This is a genomic window from Burkholderia sp. B10 (assembly GCF_004368385.1).
In the GTDB taxonomy this organism is placed as follows: Bacteria; Pseudomonadota; Gammaproteobacteria; order Burkholderiales; family Burkholderiaceae; genus Burkholderia; species Burkholderia vietnamiensis.
The window spans coordinates 1-18,872 of sequence record NZ_PQMX01000065.1; the positions used below are offsets into that span (position 1 = coordinate 1).

The following is an 18,872-nucleotide window of genomic DNA, read 5'->3' on the forward strand; positions in this document are numbered from 1 at the left end:
CCGCCGCCGTTCGTGCCGCCGCCTGAAGTGCCGGTGCAAGCGCCGCCGCAGGCGACGATCACGCATCAGTCGGCACCAGTGCAGTCCGCGCCGGCCGTGCAAGCGCCCGTCATCGCACCGCCCGCACCTGCCAAGCCGGTCAGTCACGAAGTGGGCGTCGTCTGCCCGAATTCGGACACGATCCGCGCATCGATGCAGTACCCGAAGGAAGCGCAGGAAAACAACATCACCGGTGACGTGACGATCGAGTTCGTCGTGGATGCGGAAGGGAACATCACGAACGAACGCGTGGCCCAGTCGGCCGACCCCGTGCTCGATCGTGCCGCCTACAACACCGTGAAGCGGTTCAAATGCGTGGCGCAAGGCCAGGCAGTACGGGTGCAGGTGCCGTTCTCGTTCAACCTGAATTGATGCAGTGGGCGGTCCGGCGGGAGCCGGACCGGAGAAAACCGGCCTGAAATTTAATCATAAGTTATACGAAAGAATCGGAGTGGGTTATGACCAAGCGTTCTCTGGCCGCGCTGGCGGCAAGCCTGTTGATGTCCGTCGCCGCGATCGACGGGCTCGTTGCACCGCAATTCGCTTACGCGCAAGCGAGCGGATCCGCGGCGGCATCCGATGCGTCGACACAGGCTGCGGCGCCTGCGCAGGCGCCTGCCGCCGCCGAGCCGGCACCGCCGCCGGCGCCTGCCGCCACCGAAGCGGTCGAGAATCCGTACGGGCTCGGCGCGCTATGGAAGAACGGCGACTTCGTCGCGCGCTTCGTGCTGATCCTGCTCGTGATCATGTCGATGGGCAGCTGGTACATCATGGTCACGAAGTTCGTCGAGCAGTTGCGGGCGAACCGCCGCGCGAAGCTCGCCGACGCGCAACTCTGGAGCGCGCCTTCGCTGGCGGAGGGCGCGAAGCTGCTCGACGAGGCATCGCCGTTCCGCTTCATCGCCGAAACGGCGATCGAGGCGGGCGAGCATCACGAGGAGGCATTGCTCGAAGCCGTGGACCGCAACACGTGGATCGACGTGTCCGTCGAGCGGTCGATCACGAACGTGTCGAACCGCATGCAGGACGGGCTCGCGTTCCTGGCGACGGTCGGTTCGACCGCGCCGTTCGTCGGGCTGTTCGGGACTGTCTGGGGCATCTATCACGCGCTGACGGCGATCGGGATCGCGGGCCAGGCGTCGATCGACAAGGTCGCGGGCCCCGTGGGCGAGGCGCTGATCATGACGGCGATCGGCCTGGCAGTCGCGGTGCCTGCCGTACTCGGCTACAACTTCCTCGTCCGGCGCAACAAGTCGGTGATGGAGCGGGTCCGCAACTTCGGCGCCCAGCTGCATACCGTGCTGCTGGCCGGCGGCAAGCGTGCCGCTCGCGCGCCGTCGCGTGCCGCGTCGCTCGTGAACTGACCGGCTGACGGAGGCGCGCGATGGGCATGAACGTCGGGCAGGACGAAAGCGACGAGGTGATCGCGAACATCAACACGACGCCGCTCGTCGACGTGATGCTGGTGCTGCTGATCATCTTCCTGATCACGATTCCGGTCGTCACGCACACGATCCAGCTGCAGTTGCCGAAGGAGGTCGTGCAGCCGCTGCAGACGACGCCGAAAAGCGTCGAGATCGCGGTGAACCGCGACGGCGATTTCTTCTGGGGCGAGCAACTGGTGGATGCGTCGACGTTGCTCGCGAAGCTGAAGGGGGCGTCTCAGCAGCAACCGCAGCCGAGCGTGCACGTGCGGGGCGACCAGAACACGCGCTACGAGTTCATCGGCCGGGTCGTCACGATGTGCGAGCGGGCCGGTATCGCGAAGGTGTCGTTCATTACGGAACCGCCGGCGCGGGGTGGTTAGCCTTGCAGGGGAACAGCATGCGCGCCGATTCCGATTGACCGCGACGCATGGAATCAGCGCGAGCATCGACAGGAGCAGACGATGGGAATGAACGTGCCTTCGGGCGGGGGCGGCGGCGAGCCGGACGTGATGGTCGACATCAACACCACGCCGCTGATCGACGTGATGCTGGTGCTGTTGATCATGCTGATCATCACGATCCCGATTCAGATGCACTCGGTGAAGATGGATCTGCCGGTGGGCAACCCTCCGCCGCCCGCTACGCCGCCGGAGGTCGTGCAGATCGACATCGACTTCGACGGCACGACCACGTGGAACGGCGCGCCGGTGCCGGATCGCGCGGCACTCGAGGCGAAGCTGACGACGGTCGCGCACGAGCCCGTGCAGGCGGAGATCCATCTGCGGGCGAACAAGCTGGCGCCGTACAAGGACGTGGCGGCCGTACTGGCGTCCGCGCAGCGTGTGGGCGCGACGAAGATCGGCTTGATCGGAAACGAGCAGTTCATGCAATGACGGAACAGGCCGACCGATGAACCAGCGACGATGGAAACGGATGATGGCGCTGACGGCGCTCGGGGCGGCCTGCGTGCTCGGCCGGCCGGCGTGGGCGGCCGACACGTTGCGGCCCGATGTGGCGAAGCCGCTGGCGGCGGCGCAGGACCTGTATCGCGCGCACAAGTATCGCGACGCGCTCGGCAAGATCGCGCAGGCGGCCGCCGTGCCGAATCGCACGCCGTATGAAACCTACATGGTGGAAGCGACGCGCGGCGCGGCGGCGATGGCGGCCGGCGATACCGGCGTGGCCGCGCAGGCCTACGAAACCGTCCTGAACTCGGGGCGCCTGTCGGGCGCGGATGAGCAGCGGACCACGGCGGCGCTCGCCGGGATCTATTTCCAGCAGAAGAACTATCCGCAGGCGATCCGCGTCGCGCAGCGCTACCTGAAGGCGGGCGGCACGGATCCGGACATGCGCACGCTGCTCACACAGTTGTATTACCTGTCGAACGATTGCAGCCAGGTCGTGAGCCAGTTGAAGGCGAGCACGGAGGCGCAGGCGCAGGCCGGCCATGCGCCCGACGAAGGGCAGTTGCAGATGCTGGCGACCTGTGCGCAAAAGAGCAAGGATGCCGGTGCCTATCGCAGCGCGCTCGGCATGCTGGTCGCTTATCATCCGAGCCCCGCGTACTGGGCGGACATGATCTCGGCCATTCGCGGCAGCCCCGGCTACCTGTCGTCGCTCGACCTCGACATCTACCGGTTGCGCAGGGCGACGGGCACGCTGACGACGGCCGACGGCTACATGGAGATGACGCAGCTCGCGCTGGTGGCAGGAACGCCCGCTGAAGGCAGGCAGGTGATCGACCAGGGATTCGCGTCCGGTGTGCTCGGCAAGGATGGGCAGGCGAACCGCGAGAAGCGGCTGCAGGCGCTGGCTGCCAAGCGTGCGCAAGCGGGTGCGGACGCAGCCAATCCGGTGGCGCCGCTCGATGTCGGCATGAATCTGGTGTTTGCGGGCCACGCGGCGCAGGGGCTGTCGACGATGGAGCAGGTGATCGCGAAGGGCGGGCTCGAGCATCCCGATGCGGCGCGGCTGCGGCTCGGCGAGGCGTACTACGTGGCGGGCCAGAAGGCGCATGCGGTCCAGGTGCTGCGCACGGTGAAGGGTAACGACGGCTCGGCGGATCTGGCGAAGCTGTGGATCGCGGTGGCCTCCCGGTAGCGCGACGTAAGGGCACGACGGCGTGCGACACGCACGCGATCGACGAGCAGCGTAGCGCGGCAGAAGGACCAGCCGTCGAAGGTCGGACATGAAGATGGAAAGGGGCGATCTTGTTGATTAGCAAGGCGAATCAAATTTGCGAAACATCCGATGACGGGCGACGACGGCGCCACGCCGCACCACGCGCCGGCTGCCCGCGGCAGCGCGCGGCCGGGTATCCCGCCGAGCCGGTCGCGTCATCGCATCGGTCAAGGATCGACGACATCAAACCAGTTTCGACTGCGAGGCCCCGCACTTCCATGACTGTGTCCGCTGATGAGTCGGTTCTGGTCGCCGTATCGCTAGGCAACAAGATCCGGGCGCTGCGCCAGCGTCTGAAGCTCACGCTCGACGAAACGGCCGGGATCGCAGGCATTTCGAAGCCGTTCCTGTCCCAGGTCGAACGCGGGCGCGCGACGCCGTCGATCACGTCGCTGGTCCGGATCGCGCAAGCGTTGGGCGTCACGATGCAGTACTTCATCGACACGCCGACAGAAGCGCGTTCGGTATGCCGTGCGCACGCGCTGCAGTATTTCCAGTTCACGAACTCGGCCAACCTGTTCGCCAAGCTGACGAACCCGGCGGATGGCCGCAAGCTCGACGCGATTCTCGTCAGGATGCCGGCGGGGCAGTCGCCGTCCGAGATAACGACCCATGCGGGCGAGGAATTCGTCTACGTGATGCGCGGGCAGGTCGCGCTGACGCTCGAGGATTGCACGTTCACGCTGAACGCGGGCGATACCGCGCATTACGAATCGACGGTGCCGCATGCGTGGCACAACACGGCCGACGAAGAGGCGGTGATCGTCTGGGTTGGCACGCCGAGGCTGTTCTAGCGGAGGCGGCAGGCGCCGCACGCCGCGACGCAGAAGAAGTATCCAATCGATGGAAGGCAGCACGCAGTACGCAGTACGGCCGGCAGACGTCTTCACTGCTCGTCGTCCATCGAATTGGAAGTTGCAGGAAGTGCGCTCATTACATGTAGTAAGTATTGCGAATAAAAACGTTAAGAGACGGTGATGCCGAGTGGCACGGGTGCCCGAGGCCGATCCGTTCGAGTCGTGGCAGTCGAAAGGGTGGCTATGGCGGGGTCCGTTACACGGGCGCCCAGGACGCGCAAGGAACTCACAAAGTTCCGGCGTGCAGCAGGTGGGGTCTTACTACGAGCGAGAGGGAACAAGATGAAGCAGAAAGTTTTGGCGTTGGCCATCAAGAGGATAGTCTGGGCGGAGCTGGCGTTGACGGCCGTGCTGGTGCCGCCGGCGTTCGCCCAGAGCCAGCCGGCGCCGGGAGCCGCATCGATCGCGGATGCGGTCGCGAACGGCGCACCCGTGACCGTTTCGCAGGCGAACGGCACGGCGGGCGCTGTCGCTGCCACGGGTGCCGCGGCATCGGGTGCGGCAGCCGTGGCGACGCCGGCCGCGCCCGGCGCGAACGGACAAGGCAAGGTCGCGCAGATCAAGCGATTCGAAGTGACGGGTTCGCTGATCCGGCAGGCCGACAAGGTCGGCTTCAACCAGGTGCAGACCATCACGAGCAAGGACATCCAGAACAGCGGTCAGACCAACGTCGCTGATTACCTGCGCAGCACCTCGGCGAATTCGGCAAGCAGCTGGAGCGAAGGTTCGACGAACAGCTTCGCGCCGGGCGGCGCAGGTATCGCGCTGCGCGGCCTCAGCGAGAAATACACGCTGGTGCTGATCGACGGCATGCGGGTGTCGCCGTATGCGTTCGCCGTGAACGGCAGCGATCAGTTCTTCGACCTGAATACGCTGCCGCTCAACATCATCGACCGCATCGAAATCGTCAAGACCGGCGCGGTGTCCCAGTATGGTTCGGACGCAATCGCGGGCGTGGTGAACATCATCACGAAGAAAAACTTTCAGGGCCTTGAACTGGGCGGCAGCTACGGTGGTGCGACAAACGGTGAAGGCGGCCAGGGCACGACGCAGTTCAGCATCCTCGGCGGCATCGGCGACCTGAACGCCGACCGCTTCAACGTGACGGCGGCGCTCAGCTACTACAAGTCGAACGGCATCTCGATCGCCGATCGCGACACGACGCAGAACCAGGACTTCTCCAATTTCCCGGGCGGCCTGTCGAACCAGAACGTGTCGTACTGGCGTAATCCGACCACCGGCGCGAAGGTGCCGCTGAGCCCGTGTCCGAACGGAGGCCAGGCCGTGCCGGGCACCTCCGTCGCGCAGGTCAACGGTCCGGGCACGGTCTGCGCAAACAACACCGCGTACGCATCGTCGCTGTCGCCGTGGACCGAACGCCTCAGCGCGAAGGTGCACGCCGACTTCAAGATCAGCGACGCGATGCAGGCGTTCGCCGATCTCTGGGAAAGCAACAATACGACGGTCACGAACAATTTCGTCGGCCGCCTCGGCAACAGCACGCAGACCTACGATTCGGCGACGGGCGGTCTCAACCCGATTTCGAACCTCGTGCCGGGCAGCAACCCGTATAACCCGTTCGGCGTGCCGGCCAAGCTGGTCTACTCGTTCCCGGCCACGCAGTCCGTGCACACGAGCTCGAACTTCTGGCGTGCCGCGACGGGTGTGAAAGGCTCGTTCAGCACGCCGCGCGTGGGCGATTGGGATTGGACCGCGTCCTACACGCATTCGCAGAACACGGTGTCGAACAACTATTCGAACCTGATCAACGCGGCCGCGCTGGAGAACATCGTCCAGAACGGCGTGTTCAACTTCGCCAATCCGTCGTCGACACCGAACGGGTTGAACGGCCTTTACGGAAGCACGTCGACGCAGGCCATCACGAAGCTCGACGCTGTCGATGCGACGCTGTCGACGCCGAACCTGTTCACGTTGCCCACGGGTAACGTCGGCCTCGGTCTCGGTACGCAATTCACGCACCAGAGCCAGTACATCGGTACAGGCGCGGACTACGTGAACGGCACGTTCATCCAGCCGTCGCTGCAATCGGTCAACGGCGAGCGCAACGTCGCGGCGGTCTACTACCAGATCGACATTCCCATCCTGAAGAACCTGACGTTCAGCCAGTCGGGTCGCTACGACCACTACAGCGACTTCGGTGGCGCGTTCTCGCCGCGCTTCGCGTTGCGCTTCCAGCCGATCCGCGAGCTGACGGTGTACGGTTCCTACAACCGCGGCTTCCGCGCACCGACGCTGATCGAAAACACTTCGTCGAGGACCTACAGCGCGCAGGGCGCGGTCGATTCGAACGATCCCAACAACCCGAACGCATACAACCTCGTCGAGGAAGTGCAGGCCGGTAACAGCAAGCTGCAACCGGAGCGCACCAAGAACTACAACATCGGCTTCCAGCTGTCGCCCACCCGCAATACCGATTTCGGCTTCGACTGGTACAAGATCCACATCGACAACGTGATCGGCACGGAAGACATCCAGACGGTGGTCGACCAGAACGATCCGTCGAAGGTGATCCGTAACCCGAACGGCTCCATCGCGTATGTGGTGCTGCCGTATATGAATCTGTCGTCGCTCGACACCGACGGCTTCGAGACGACCTTCCGCCAATCGGTGTCGACCAAGATCGGTACGTTCACGCTGTCGGGTGACTGGGCCTACGTATGGCACTTCAAGATGCCGGTGGGCGGCGAGACGACCGACTTCGCGGGCAACAACGGTTCGCTGAACGAGCCGTTCGGCGGCAGCTTCCCGCGCTGGAAGGGCAATACGAGTCTGAACTGGAACTACCACAACCAATGGAATGCGACGTTGACGTGGATGTTCACGGGACCGTACAGCCAGGCCATCCTGTCGCCGGGCCAGTATCCGAACATGCAGGACAGCGTGGCTTCGTACAGTCAGTTCAACCTGATGGTCAGCTACACCGGCTTCAAGCATTGGACGATCTACGCCGGCATCGACAACATCTTCAATCGTGCGCCGCCGTTCGACCCGGTCTTTATGAACGCGAGCTACCAGACGGGCTATGACACGTCGCTGTACACGTATGTCGGTCGATTCGCGCAGATCGGCGCGACCTACAAGTTCTGATGCTGCAATCGGTTTGAATGGCACGCGATGGGCCGCTCCGCTTCCCTTTACCCGCCGGGAGCGGCCCTTTCCGGCCTGACGCCGTTATGTGCGATCCGGCGGCGTCGAGCCGTTGCGACAACCATACTGAATCCGTGCCGGCAGCCAGCCGGCGCATCCCTGGACAAGCAGAAGATGAGACTTGTAACGTTGCGTTTGCCGCACGCGCCGCAATCGGTTCGCTTTGCGCTGCGGGCCGGCCGGCAACGCGGGCGAATCGCTCGCATCGCAGCTGCCGTGTGCGTGGCGTCGACGCTGAACGCTTTCGCGCCTTCGGCCGCCGAGGCCGCCAACGCGATCTCTCAATACGATCAGCCCAAGTACTCGGCCAACTTTACGCATTTCGATTATGCGGATCCCGACGCGCCGAATGACGGCACGCTCAACTTCGAGAACTACGATACGGCCCAGAGCTACGACTCGCTGAATCCCTTCCTGACCCGCGGGTCGCCCGCGCCGGACATCAAGAACCTGATGTTCGACACGCTGATGCAGCGCAGCTGGGACGAGCTGGCGTCCGAATACGCGCTGATCGCCGACGACGTCGAAGTGGCGTCCGACGGGCTGTCGGCCACGTTTCACATCAATCCGGCCGCACGCTTCTCGAACGGCGACGCGATCACCGCGGCCGACGTCAAGTATTCGCTCGACACACTGGCGAGCCCCCAAGCGTCGCCGATCTACAACGCGCAGTTCTCGATCATCAAGCGCGCGGTGGTGGTCGACAGCCACACGATCCGCTTCGAATTCAAGCACGCGGAGCGCGACGCGGCGCTGATCGCAGGCGACCTGCCGGTGTTCTCGCCGAAGTGGGGGCAGCGCGCCGACGGTACGCGCCCACCGTTCGACCAGATCGCGAACGTGCCGCCGATCGCGAGCGGCGCGTACCTGATCGAGCAGCGCAGAAACGACAAGCAGATCGCATACGTGCGCAACCCGCACTACTGGGCCGCGAACCTGCCGTCGCGGCGCGGGATGTTCCGCTTCGCGCGCGTGTCGTTCAAGCTGTATCTCGACCAATACACGGCGCTCGAGGCGTTCAAGGCCGGCGATGTCGACGCGCGGATGGAATACAGCTCGACGCAGTGGGCGCGCAAGTACGTCGGCAAGAACTTCCGCAACGGGCTGTTGAAGAAGGGCGAATTCCCGGACGGCCCCGCGCAGATGCAGGGCTTCATGATGAACCTGCGCAAGCCGATGTTCCGGGACGTGCGCGTGCGGCATGCGCTCGCGCTGGCATTCGACTTCGACTGGATGAGCCGGATGATGTTCTACGGGCAGTATCGCCGCACCAACAGCTTCTGGGAGGCGAGCCCGTTCGCGGCGTCCGGCATGCCGAGCGCGAAGGAGCTCGCGCTGCTCGAACCTTACCGGTCGACGCTGCCGGCGGAGGTGTTCGGCCCGATGATCAAACAGCCGTCGACGCTGCCGCCCGGCTCGCTGCGCGCGAACCTCAGGCAAGCCCGCGACCTGCTCGCGCAGGCCGGCTGGCACTATCGCGACGGCGCGCTGCGCGACGCGAACGGCACGCCGATGACGATCGAGATCATCGACGACCAGCCCGGGATGGACCGTCTGATCCTGCCGTACACGCAGGCGCTCGAGACGCTCGGCATCCATGCGTACCTGCACGAGCTCGACAGCGCGCTCTACCAGAAGCGGCTCGACAATTTCGAGTACGACATGACGACCTATATCTACTTGCCCGTGACGATCCCGGGTGCGGAGCTGACACGCCGGTTCGGCAGCGAGGCCGCATCGCAGCCCGGCTCGGAGAACTATCCGGGCGTGAAGTCGAAGGCGGTCGACGCACTGATTCGAGCGGCGCTCACGGCCAGTACGCTCGACGATCTCGAGACGGCCGTGCATGCCCTCGACCGCGTGCTGATCAACCTGTATGTGCTGGTCCCGCAGTACTACCTGCCGAACGCGCGGATCGCGTACAAGACGGCGCTCGGCCATCCGCCAGTCGTGCCGGCTTCCTATCAGTACGAGGACTGGATCATCGACTACTGGTACGTGAAGCGGCCGGCGGCCCAACCCGCTCCGGCGGCCTGACGAGGGAGCTACGATGCTGGCATACATATTGAGGCGGTTGCTGCTGATGATCCCGACGCTGATCGGGGTCGTGACGATCACGTTCGCGGTCACGCAGTTCGTGCCGGGCGGCCCGGTCGAGCAGGTGCTCGCGCAGTTGCGCCACGGCAGCGCGCGCGGCGGGGACGCGGGCGGAGGCGGCGGCGGCTACCACGGCAGCCAGGGCGTCGACCCGCAGCAGATCGAGCAGATCCGCAAGCAGTTCGGTTTCGACAAGCCGCCGCTCGAGCGCTATCTGCTGATGCTGAAAAGCTACGCGACGTTCGACCTCGGGCAGTCCTATTTCGCGCACCGCAGCGTGTGGGCCGTGATCCGCTCGAAGCTGCCGGTGTCGATCACGCTCGGCTTGTGGACGGTGATCCTCACCTACCTGATATCGGTGCCGCTCGGCATCGCGAAGGCGGTGCGCAACGGCTCGCGGTTCGACACCGTGACGAGCGTGCTGGTGCTGACCGGCTACGCCGTGCCGGGTTTCGTGCTCGGTGTGCTGCTGCTGATGCTGTTCGGCGGCGGCACGTTCTGGCAGGTGTTTCCGATGCGCGGGCTCACGTCGGACAACTTCGACGACCTGACGCTGCTCGGCAAGACCCTCGACTATCTGTGGCACATCGTGATGCCCGTCACCGCGTCGGTGGTCGGCAATTTCGCGATCGTCACGATCCTCACGAAGAACACGTTCCTCGACGAAATCGGCCGGCAATACGTGCTGACCGCCCGCGCGAAGGGCGCGCCGGAACGCGACGTGCTGTGGAAGCACGTGCTGCGCAATGCCGCGATCCCGCTGCTCACGGGGCTGCCGGCCGCGTTCGTCGGTGCCTTCCTGAACGGCAACCTGCTGATCGAGACGCTGTTCTCGCTCGACGGGATGGGGCAACTGTCGTACGACTCGGTGATCCGCCGCGACTATCCGGTCGTGCTGGGCTCGCTGTTCCTGTTCACCCTGATTGGTCTGCTGACCAAGCTTATCGCGGATATCTGCTATGTCCTCGTCGACCCCCGTATCCAGTTCAGCCGGCTGGACCACTGATCCGGCCGCCGTCGCGGGCGCGGCGTCGCAGTCGCCGTCGCCGTGGCGACGCACGTGGCTGCGGTTTCGCGCGCAGCGCCTCGGCTACTGGAGCCTCGTGATCTTCGTCACGCTGTTCGCACTCAGCCTGCTGGCCGAAGGATTGTCGAACGACCGGCCGTTGGTGGTGCGCTACGACGGCCACTATTATTTCCCGATCGTGAAGGACTATCCGGAGACACAGTTCGGCGGCGATTTTCCGGCGAAAACGAATTATCTCGATCCGTACATCCGGGCCAAGATCGAGTCGCACGGCAATTTCGCGATCTACCCGCCGAACCGCTACCGCTACGACACGATCGACTATTTCGCGTCGCGGCCGTACCCGGCGCCGCCGTCCGCGAGCAACTGGCTCGGCACCGACCAGTTCGGCCGCGACGTCCTCGCGCGGCTGCTGTACGGATTTCGGCTGTCGGTGCTGATGGCGTTCGCGCTGACGGTGTCGGGCGTCGCGATCGGCGTGCTGACGGGCGCGCTGCAGGGCTTCTACGGCGGGCGCACCGATCTCGTCGGGCAGCGCCTGATCGAACTCTGGAGCGCGCTGCCCGACCTGTACCTGCTGATCATCTTCGCGTCGATCTTCGAGCCGTCGCTGTGGCTGCTGTTCATCCTGCTGTCGATGTTCGGCTGGCTCGTGCTGTCCGACTACGTGCGCGCCGAGTTCCTGCGCAACCGCGCGCTCGACTACGTGAAGGCCGCTCGCACGATGGGGCTGTCGAACCGGCAGATCATGTGGCGGCACGTGCTGCCGAACAGCCTGACGCCGGTGATCACGTTCCTGCCGTTCCGGATGAGCGCGGCGATCCTGTCGCTCACGAGCCTCGACTTCCTCGGCCTCGGCGTGCTGCCGCCGACGCCGAGCCTCGGCGAGCTGCTGCAGGAAGGCAAGAACTACCTCGACGCGTGGTGGATCTCGATCTCCGCGTTCGCGGCGCTGGTCGTCACGCTGCTGCTGCTCACGTTCATGGGCGACGCGCTGCGCAACGCGCTCGACATGCGCGCGCGCGGCTCGGCCTTCGGCGGGGAACAACGATGACCGCGCCCTTGCTGGACATCCGGCGGTTCTCCGCGCACTTCGGCGCGAAAGCCGCCGTGCAGGATCTGAGCCTCGCGGTCGGGCGCGGCGAGCGTGTCGCGCTCGTCGGCGAGTCGGGCTCGGGCAAGAGCGTGACGGCGCTGTCGATCCTGCGGCTCGCGCAGCAGGCGACGCTGTCGGGGCAGATGCTGTTCGACGGCGAGGATCTGCTCGCGAAGACCGAGCAGCAGATGCGCGGCATCCGCGGTGCCGATATCGCGATGGTGTTCCAGGAGCCGATGACGGCGCTCAACCCGCTGTATACGATCGGCAAGCAGATCGCCGAGAGCCTGCGGCTGCACGAGGGGCTGCGCTCGGGCGACGCGCGCGAACGCGGCATCGCGCTGCTGCGGCGTACCGGGATCCCGGAGCCGGAGCGGCGCATCGACAGTTTTCCGCACCAGTTGTCGGGCGGCCAGCGGCAACGCGCGATGATCGCGATGGCGCTCGCGTGCCGGCCGCGGCTGTTGCTCGCCGACGAGCCGACGACCGCGCTCGACGTGACGGTGCGCCAGCAGATCGTCGACCTGTTGATCGAACTGCAGGAGCAGGAGGCGGCCGCGCGCGGGATGGCCGTGCTGCTGATCACGCATGACCTGAACCTCGTGCGGCGCTTCGCGCAGCGCGTGGCCGTGATGGAGCAGGGCGTGCTCGTCGAGACGAACACGACCGCCGCGCTGTTCGCCGCGCCGCAACACGCATACACGCGCCGGCTGCTCGACAGCGCGCCGCAACGCGCCATCGAGCCGGTGGCGGCCGGCGCGCCGACGATCCTCGACGTGCAGCAGCTCGCCGTCGATTACCGCATCGCGACGAAGGGCTGGCGCGGGGTATTCGGCAAGACGGCGTTTCGGGCCGTACACGACGTGAAGCTGAGCCTGAAACGCGGCGAGACGCTCGGCATCGTCGGCGAATCGGGGTCGGGGAAATCGACGCTGGCGGCGGCCGTGCTCGGGCTGCAGCGGCCGGCGTCGGGCGGCATCGAAATCGACGGCATGCCGCTGGCGTCGCTGCGCACGACGCGCGGCCGGCGCACGCTGTACGGCCGCATGCAGGTCGTGTTCCAGGATCCGTTCGGCTCGCTGTCGCCGCGCATGACGGTCGAGCAGATCGTCGGCGAGGGGCTCGCCGTGCACCAACCGGCGGTGGCCGGCGCCGCGCGGCGCGCGCGGGTCGCCGCGCTGCTGCAGGAGGTCGGCCTGCCGGCCGAAGCGATGCTGCGCTATCCGCACGAATTTTCCGGCGGCCAGCGCCAGCGCATCGCGATCGCGCGCGCGTTGGCGGTGGAGCCCGAGCTCCTGGTGCTGGACGAGCCGACGAGCGCGCTCGACGTGTCGATCCAGAAGCAGGTGCTGAATCTGCTGACGCGTCTGCAAAAGAAGTACGCACTGAGCTACCTGTTCATCACGCACGATCTCGCGGTGATGCGCGCGATGGCCCACCGGGTCATCGTGATGAAGGCCGGACGCGTGGTCGAGGAGGGCGATACGCTCGACGTGTTGCACGCGCCGTCCCATCCGTATACGCGGGCGCTGCTCGCGTCGTCGATGCTCGCACCGGATCCGGAACCTGAATCAGAGCGGAGGGAAGGGGATGCACATGATTGACGTGAGTCGGGCGCGGGGCGCCCGTGCCGCCCGGGCGTCGCGCAGCGACGCAGGTTCGATGCGGCGCGACGACGCCCGCCACCGGTCGTTCGGCCCGGCGGCAAGCGCAGTCGCGCCGCTGGCCCTTCGCTGACGCACCGCGATGCCGTCGTTCTTCATCGACCGCCCGGTATTTGCGTGGATCGTCGCGCTCGCGATCGTCGTCGCGGGCGTGCTGGCCATTCCGCAATTGCCGATCGCGCAGTATCCGCGCCTCGCGCCGCCGCGCGTCGTCATCACCGCGGCCTATCCGGGCGCGTCGACCGAGACGGTCGACGGCGACGTCGGCAGCATCATCGAGGAAAGCCTCGACGGCGCCGACGGCCTGCAGTACTACGAGACGAGCAGCGACGGTCACGGCAATCTCGAGATCGACGTGACGTTCGCGCCGGGCACCGATCCGGACATCGCGCTCGTCGACGTCAACAACCGGCTGAAGCAGGTCGAGCCGCGGCTGCCGCAGCAGGTCGTGCAGCAGGGCATCGGCGTGTTCAAGGCGGCCAACACGTTCCTGATGCTCGTCACGCTGACGTCGACCGACGGCACGCGCGACTCCGCGCAGCTCGGCGATTATCTGAACCGTTACGTGCTGCGCGAACTGAAGCGCGCGCCGGGCGTCGGCTCGGCCCAGCTGTGGGACGCCGACGAGGCGCTGCGGGTCTGGCTCGATCCGGGCAAGTTGCGCGAATACGACCTCGGCGCCGACGACGTGATCGCGGCCATCGGCGCACAGAACGCGACGGTGACGGCCGGCGCGATCGGCGATGCGCCGTCCGTGCACGGCCAGCAGCTGACGGCGACGATCGTCGTCAAGGGACAACTGACGACGCCGGAGGAGTTCGGCCGGATCGTGCTGAAGTCGAAGCAGGACGGTTCGGTGGTGCGCGTCGCCGACGTCGCCCGCGTCGAAATCGGCCGCGACGACTATTCGTTCTATTCCCGGCTGAACGGCCGTCCGGCGGCCACCGTCGGCATCCAGCTCGGCCCGCGCGGCAACGCGCTCGAAACCTCCAACGCGATTCGTGCGCGGCTTGCCGCGCTGTCGAAGACGCTGCCGCCGGGCGTCGCGATCGAGATTCCGTTCGACGGCGCGCATTTCGTGACGATCGCCATCCGGGAAGTCGTGCTCACGCTCGCCGAGGCCGTCGTGCTGGTGTTCTGCGTGATGTGGCTGTTCCTGCGCGAGCTGCGCTACACGCTCGTGCCGACCGTCGTGATTCCGGTCACGCTGATGGGTGCGTTCGTCGCGATGTGGGCGTTCGGGCTGTCGATCAACGTGTTCACGATGTTCGGCCTCGTGCTGGCGATCGGCATTCTGGTCGACGACGCGATCGTCGTGGTCGAGAGCGTGCACCGCGTGATGGAGGAGGGCGTGTCGCCGCGCGAGGCGACGCGCCGTGCGATGAAGCGGATTGGCGGGGCGATCGTCGGCGTGACGGCGGTACTGACGGCCGTGTTCGTGCCGATGGCATTCTTTCCGGGCAGCGTCGGCGGCATTTACCGGCAGTTCGCGGTGTCGATGATCGCGTCGATGCTCGTGTCGTCGTTCATGGCGCTGTCGCTCACGCCGGCGCTGTGCGCGAATCTGCTGAAACCGGTCGGCCGTCGCGAAGACGGGGGCCGCCGCGTGCCGCGACGCGGCCTCGGCACGCGGCTGGCCGACCGCTTCGGCGTCGCATTCGCTCGCGCGGAGGCCGGCTATCGGCGCATGACCGTGTCGGCGGTGCGCCGCACGGGCACGGTCGCGGGCATCTACGTCGTATTCGTGGCCGTGTGCGGACTGCTGTACTGGATGATGCCGGGCGGTTTCCTGCCGACCGAGGACCAGGGGCAACTGCAGGTGATGATCCAGTTGCCGGCCGGCGCCACGCAGGCGCGCACGGTCGCGGTCGTGCAGCGCGTCGAGGCGCTCCTGCGGGCGGAGCCGGCCGTCGCGAACGTGACGAGCGTGATCGGCTGGAGTTTTGCCGGCAGCGGGCAGAACGTCGGGATGGCGTTCGTCGAACTGAAGGACTGGGCGCAGCGCGACGTCGATGCGACGACGCTGCGCGATCGTCTCAATCGGCGTTTCGGCGAGATTCTCGACGGCGACGTAGAAGCGACGCTGCCGCCATCGGTGCCCGGCATCGGTCACGCGGACGGCTTCACGTTCCGTCTCGAGGATCGTGGCGGGGTCGGGCTCGACGTGCTGAAGGCCGCTCGCGAGCAACTGGCAGCGCGCGCGAAGGCGGACCCGGCGCTCGCGTCCGTGCATTTCGAGGACTTGCCGGATGCGCCGCGAATCGAACTAGACGTCGACCGCGCGAAGGCGTATGCGCTCGGCGTGCCGTTCGAGCGCATCGCGGGCCTGCTCGGCGGCACGTTCGGCTCGAACTACATCAACGACTTTCCGGCATCGGGCCGGATGCGCCGCGTGATCATCGAGGCGGATCCGGCCGCGCGCGCGACCGACGGGGAGCTGATGGCGCTGACGGTGCCGAACCGGACGGGAGACATGGTGCCGCTGTCGGCCATCGCCGCGCCGCACTGGACGGTCGGGCCCGTGATGCTGAATCGCTACGACGGATACCCGTCGCTCGACATCAGCGGCCGGGCGGCGGCCCACACCAGTTCGGGCGCGGCGATGGCCGAGATGGAGCGGCTTGCCGCGATGCTGCCGGCCGGGATCGGCTACGACTGGGTCGACGCGGCGCGCCAGGAGCGGATCGCCGAACGACAGACGCCGCTGCTGGTCGGGTTGTCGGTGCTCGCGGTGTTCATGGCGCTTGCCGCGCTGTATGAAAGCTGGACGATTCCGCTGTCGGTGCTGACGATCGTGCCGCTCGGGATCGTCGGCGCGGTGGCGGCCGCGCTCGCGCGCGGAATGCCGAACGACGTCTACTTCAAGGTGGGGATGATTACGGTGATCGGCTTGTCGGCGAAGAATGCGATTCTGATCGTGCAGTTTGCGCGCGAACTGGGCGGGCGCGGCGTGCCGTTGCGGCAGGCGGTGGTCGAGGCCGCCGCCGCGCGGTTTCGGCCGATCGTGATGACGTCGATGGCGTTTCTGCTCGGCGTCGTGCCGTTGGTGCTGGCGACCGGCGCGGGTGCGGAAAGCCGGCGCTCGATCGGGACCGGCGCGTTTGGAGGCGTGCTCGCGGCGACGGTGTTCGGGCTGGTGTTCGCGCCGGTGGCGTTTCGGGTCGTGGCGTCGGGTGGTCGGCGTGGCCGGCGTGTGGGGGTGACGAAGCGGGACGACCGTCAGGCCGAGGCCGTTCGCGAGTGAATTCGAGGGCAGCGAACGTCAAGTAGCCATGGCGGCCGACCGCATTTTCTGCAGCTTTTCTCGTTCGACGGAATCGTTTCTCGAGAATTTTTGTTCGTAAGAGCGAAGTTGTAATGCGGCGCGCTTCAGGTAAAGTCCCGCTGAAATCCCCGGTCCGGCCTTGCTAGACGACCGGTCTAATCGTTGCTAAGATACGCCATCATGAATGCATCTTCGGGCGCGGAAGTCCGCCAGCACATCCTGAACATCGCGAAGCCGATCATGCTCCACAAGGGGTTTTCGGCGGTCGGTCTGAACGAGATTCTCGCCGCGGCGGGCATCCCGAAGGGCTCGTTCTACCATTATTTCGGCTCGAAGGAGGCGTTCGGCGAAGCGCTGCTCGAAGCGTATTTCGACGGCTATCTGGCGCATCTCGACAACCTGCTCAAGCATCACGAAGGCACCGGCGCGCAGCGCCTGATGACGTATTGGGGCAACTGGCTACACACGCAGTGCGCGGACGATCTTGAAGGCAAATGCCTGGCCGTGAAGCTCGGCGCCGAGGTGTCCGATCTGTCGGAGGCGATGCGCGCGGTCCTGCGGCGCGGCACCGGCCAGATCATCGAGCGGATCGCGGGCGGCATCGACGCAGCATTGGCCGACGGTTCGCTGCACGGCGTCGACGATCCCGCGCACACGGCCGCGACTCTCTACGAACTGTGGCTCGGCGCAACGCTGCTGGAAAAGATTCACCGCAACCGCAAGCCGCTCGAACACGCGATGCGCGAAACCCGACGGATGCTGAACCTGCCACCCGTCACGGAGGAGGGGACGCAGGTGTGATGCAGGCGCGCACTGGCGCGCCTTGTTTTTGCTCCAACGCTAGACGACTGGTCTACTAAACCGAAATCTCATTGCTCGATCCCGATGGCCGCGGCTTCGCCGACGACGTCGCCGCATCGGCCACCGAACCGATCGTGCCAATCGCAACTGCCAACCCGCACTTGCCAACCTGTTGACGGAGGTTCCCATGCCGCAAAGCAACACAGCAAACCGCAGAATCGTCCTAAACGCGCGCCCGGTCGGCGCACCCACCGCGAATGACTTCCGTGTCGAAACCGCCGACGTGCCGGTGCCCGGCGCCGGCCAGGTGCTGTTGCGCACCATCTGGTTGTCGCTCGATCCGTACATGCGCGGCCGCATGAGCGACGCGCCGTCGTATGCGCCGCCGGTGGCGCTCGGCGACGTGATGGTCGGCGGCACGGTCAGCCGCGTCGTCGCATCGAACCTGCCCGCGTATCGCGAAGGCGATCTGGTCGTCGCGGGCAGCGGCTGGCAGGACTATGCGCTGTCCGACGGCCGCGATCTCATCCCGCTCGGCCGCGACTTCGCGCATCCGTCATATGCGCTCGGCGTGCTCGGCATGCCGGGCTTCACCGCGTACACGGGGCTGCTGAGCATCGGCGAACCGAAGGCCGGCGAAACCGTGGTCGTGGCCGCGGCGAGCGGCGCGGTCGGCTCGGTGGTCGGCCAGATCGCGAAGCTGAAGGGTTGCCGGGTGGTCGGCGTCGCGGGCGGCGCGGAAAAGGTCGCGTACGTCAAGGACACGCTCGGCTTCGACGCCTGCGTCGATCACCGCGATCCGCAATTCGCCGCGCGGCTGAAGGATGCCTGTCCGGACGGCATCGACGTCTATTTCGAGAACGTCGGCGGCGCCGTGTTCGACGCGGTATGGCCGCTGCTCAACGATCACGCGCGTGTGCCCGTGTGCGGCATCATCGCGCATTACAACGACGCGGCATACGACGACACCGCCGTATCGGCCGGCCGCGATCGCGTGCCGGCGCTGATGGGGACGATCCTGCGCAAGCGCATCCGCATGCAGGGCTTCATCATTCTCGACCACTATGCGACCGGCTACGCCCCGTTCCTGAAGGAGATGAGCGAATGGGTCGCGCAGGGCAAGGTGAAGACGCTCGAGGACGTCGTCCCCGACCTCGCCGAAGCGCCGCAGGCGCTGATCGGCTTGCTCGCCGGCAAGAACTTCGGCAAGGTCGTCGTGCGTGTCGGCCCAGACCAGCTCGACTGACACC

The 18,872-nt window shown here is 66.2% G+C and carries 14 protein-coding genes; all 14 read left to right on the plus strand.

Features of this window, described 5'->3' with window-relative positions:
• Positions 1-411 (plus strand): energy transducer TonB (locus C3Y15_RS24965; protein ID WP_134206880.1); only part of this gene is annotated, 411 nt, incomplete at its 5' end.
• Between the two features lie 86 nt (positions 412-497).
• Positions 498-1,403, plus strand: a complete 906-nt coding sequence (locus tag C3Y15_RS24970) for a MotA/TolQ/ExbB proton channel family protein (RefSeq protein WP_011882231.1) — start codon at positions 498-500, stop codon at positions 1,401-1,403.
• Between the two features lie 20 nt (positions 1,404-1,423).
• Positions 1,424-1,846 (plus strand): biopolymer transporter ExbD, encoded by a 423-nt coding sequence (locus C3Y15_RS24975; RefSeq protein ID WP_045578008.1) that lies wholly within the window; start codon positions 1,424-1,426, stop codon positions 1,844-1,846.
• An 81-nt stretch (positions 1,847-1,927) separates the two neighbouring features.
• On the plus strand, positions 1,928-2,359 hold the full coding sequence (locus C3Y15_RS24980) for a biopolymer transporter ExbD (RefSeq protein ID WP_059460143.1): 432 nt from the start codon (positions 1,928-1,930) through the stop codon (positions 2,357-2,359).
• Between the two features lie 16 nt (positions 2,360-2,375).
• Entirely contained in the window at positions 2,376-3,566 is a 1,191-nt protein-coding gene (locus C3Y15_RS24985; RefSeq protein WP_069240216.1) for a tetratricopeptide repeat protein, read from the plus strand.
• A gap of 299 nt (positions 3,567-3,865) precedes the next feature.
• Positions 3,866-4,441: a cupin domain-containing protein gene (locus tag C3Y15_RS24990; protein ID WP_034195066.1), complete on the plus strand. Its 576-nt coding sequence runs from the start codon at positions 3,866-3,868 to the stop codon at positions 4,439-4,441.
• A 345-nt stretch (positions 4,442-4,786) separates the two neighbouring features.
• The gene (locus C3Y15_RS24995; protein ID WP_059474887.1) at positions 4,787-7,612 is read left to right on the plus strand and encodes a TonB-dependent receptor; all 2,826 of its coding nucleotides are present in this window, start codon (positions 4,787-4,789) and stop codon (positions 7,610-7,612) included.
• A 174-nt stretch (positions 7,613-7,786) separates the two neighbouring features.
• The gene (locus C3Y15_RS25000) at positions 7,787-9,709 is read left to right on the plus strand and encodes an extracellular solute-binding protein (RefSeq protein ID WP_124259678.1); all 1,923 of its coding nucleotides are present in this window, start codon (positions 7,787-7,789) and stop codon (positions 9,707-9,709) included.
• Between the two features lie 13 nt (positions 9,710-9,722).
• Positions 9,723-10,775, plus strand: coding sequence for an ABC transporter permease subunit (locus C3Y15_RS25005; protein WP_011882238.1), 1,053 nt, complete (start codon positions 9,723-9,725; stop codon positions 10,773-10,775).
• Positions 10,729-11,850 carry an ABC transporter permease gene (locus C3Y15_RS25010; RefSeq protein WP_069246491.1) on the plus strand — a complete coding sequence of 374 codons (1,122 nt, stop codon included), beginning with the start codon at positions 10,729-10,731 and terminating at the stop codon, positions 11,848-11,850. The genes C3Y15_RS25005 and C3Y15_RS25010 overlap by 47 nt, the downstream gene beginning before the upstream one ends.
• Positions 11,847-13,496, plus strand: coding sequence for a dipeptide ABC transporter ATP-binding protein (locus tag C3Y15_RS25015; RefSeq protein ID WP_069246490.1), 1,650 nt, complete (start codon positions 11,847-11,849; stop codon positions 13,494-13,496). Before C3Y15_RS25010 ends, C3Y15_RS25015 begins: the two co-directional genes overlap by 4 nt.
• Before the next feature lie 142 nt (positions 13,497-13,638).
• The gene (locus tag C3Y15_RS25020) at positions 13,639-16,800 is read left to right on the plus strand and encodes a multidrug efflux RND transporter permease subunit (protein WP_069240219.1); all 3,162 of its coding nucleotides are present in this window, start codon (positions 13,639-13,641) and stop codon (positions 16,798-16,800) included.
• 201 nt (positions 16,801-17,001) lie between these two features.
• Entirely contained in the window at positions 17,002-17,622 is a 621-nt protein-coding gene (locus C3Y15_RS25025; RefSeq protein ID WP_034195070.1) for a TetR/AcrR family transcriptional regulator, read from the plus strand.
• Positions 17,623-17,809: 187 nt separating this feature from the next.
• Positions 17,810-18,868, plus strand: coding sequence for an NADP-dependent oxidoreductase (locus C3Y15_RS25030; protein WP_045578001.1), 1,059 nt, complete (start codon positions 17,810-17,812; stop codon positions 18,866-18,868).
• Positions 18,869-18,872 lie beyond the last annotated feature (4 nt).

Excerpts from the sequence above, each read along its gene's own strand:
- C3Y15_RS24990 (WP_034195066.1), top strand. The coding sequence starts at position 3,866 with ATGACTGTGTCCGCTGATGAGTCGGTTCTGGTCGCCGTATCGCTAGGC.
- C3Y15_RS25000 (WP_124259678.1), top strand. The coding sequence starts at position 7,787 with ATGAGACTTGTAACGTTGCGTTTGCCGCACGCGCCGCAATCGGTTCGC.
- C3Y15_RS25030 (WP_045578001.1), top strand. The coding sequence starts at position 17,810 with ATGCCGCAAAGCAACACAGCAAACCGCAGAATCGTCCTAAACGCGCGC.
- C3Y15_RS25020 (WP_069240219.1), top strand. The coding sequence starts at position 13,639 with ATGCCGTCGTTCTTCATCGACCGCCCGGTATTTGCGTGGATCGTCGCG.
- C3Y15_RS24980 (WP_059460143.1), top strand. The coding sequence starts at position 1,928 with ATGGGAATGAACGTGCCTTCGGGCGGGGGCGGCGGCGAGCCGGACGTG.
- C3Y15_RS24970 (WP_011882231.1), top strand. The coding sequence starts at position 498 with ATGACCAAGCGTTCTCTGGCCGCGCTGGCGGCAAGCCTGTTGATGTCC.
- C3Y15_RS24985 (WP_069240216.1), top strand. The coding sequence starts at position 2,376 with ATGAACCAGCGACGATGGAAACGGATGATGGCGCTGACGGCGCTCGGG.
- C3Y15_RS25005 (WP_011882238.1), top strand. The coding sequence starts at position 9,723 with ATGCTGGCATACATATTGAGGCGGTTGCTGCTGATGATCCCGACGCTG.
- C3Y15_RS24975 (WP_045578008.1), top strand. The coding sequence starts at position 1,424 with ATGGGCATGAACGTCGGGCAGGACGAAAGCGACGAGGTGATCGCGAAC.
- C3Y15_RS25015 (WP_069246490.1), top strand. The coding sequence starts at position 11,847 with ATGACCGCGCCCTTGCTGGACATCCGGCGGTTCTCCGCGCACTTCGGC.
- C3Y15_RS25025 (WP_034195070.1), top strand. The coding sequence starts at position 17,002 with ATGAATGCATCTTCGGGCGCGGAAGTCCGCCAGCACATCCTGAACATC.
- C3Y15_RS24995 (WP_059474887.1), top strand. The coding sequence starts at position 4,787 with ATGAAGCAGAAAGTTTTGGCGTTGGCCATCAAGAGGATAGTCTGGGCG.
- C3Y15_RS25010 (WP_069246491.1), top strand. The coding sequence starts at position 10,729 with ATGTCCTCGTCGACCCCCGTATCCAGTTCAGCCGGCTGGACCACTGAT.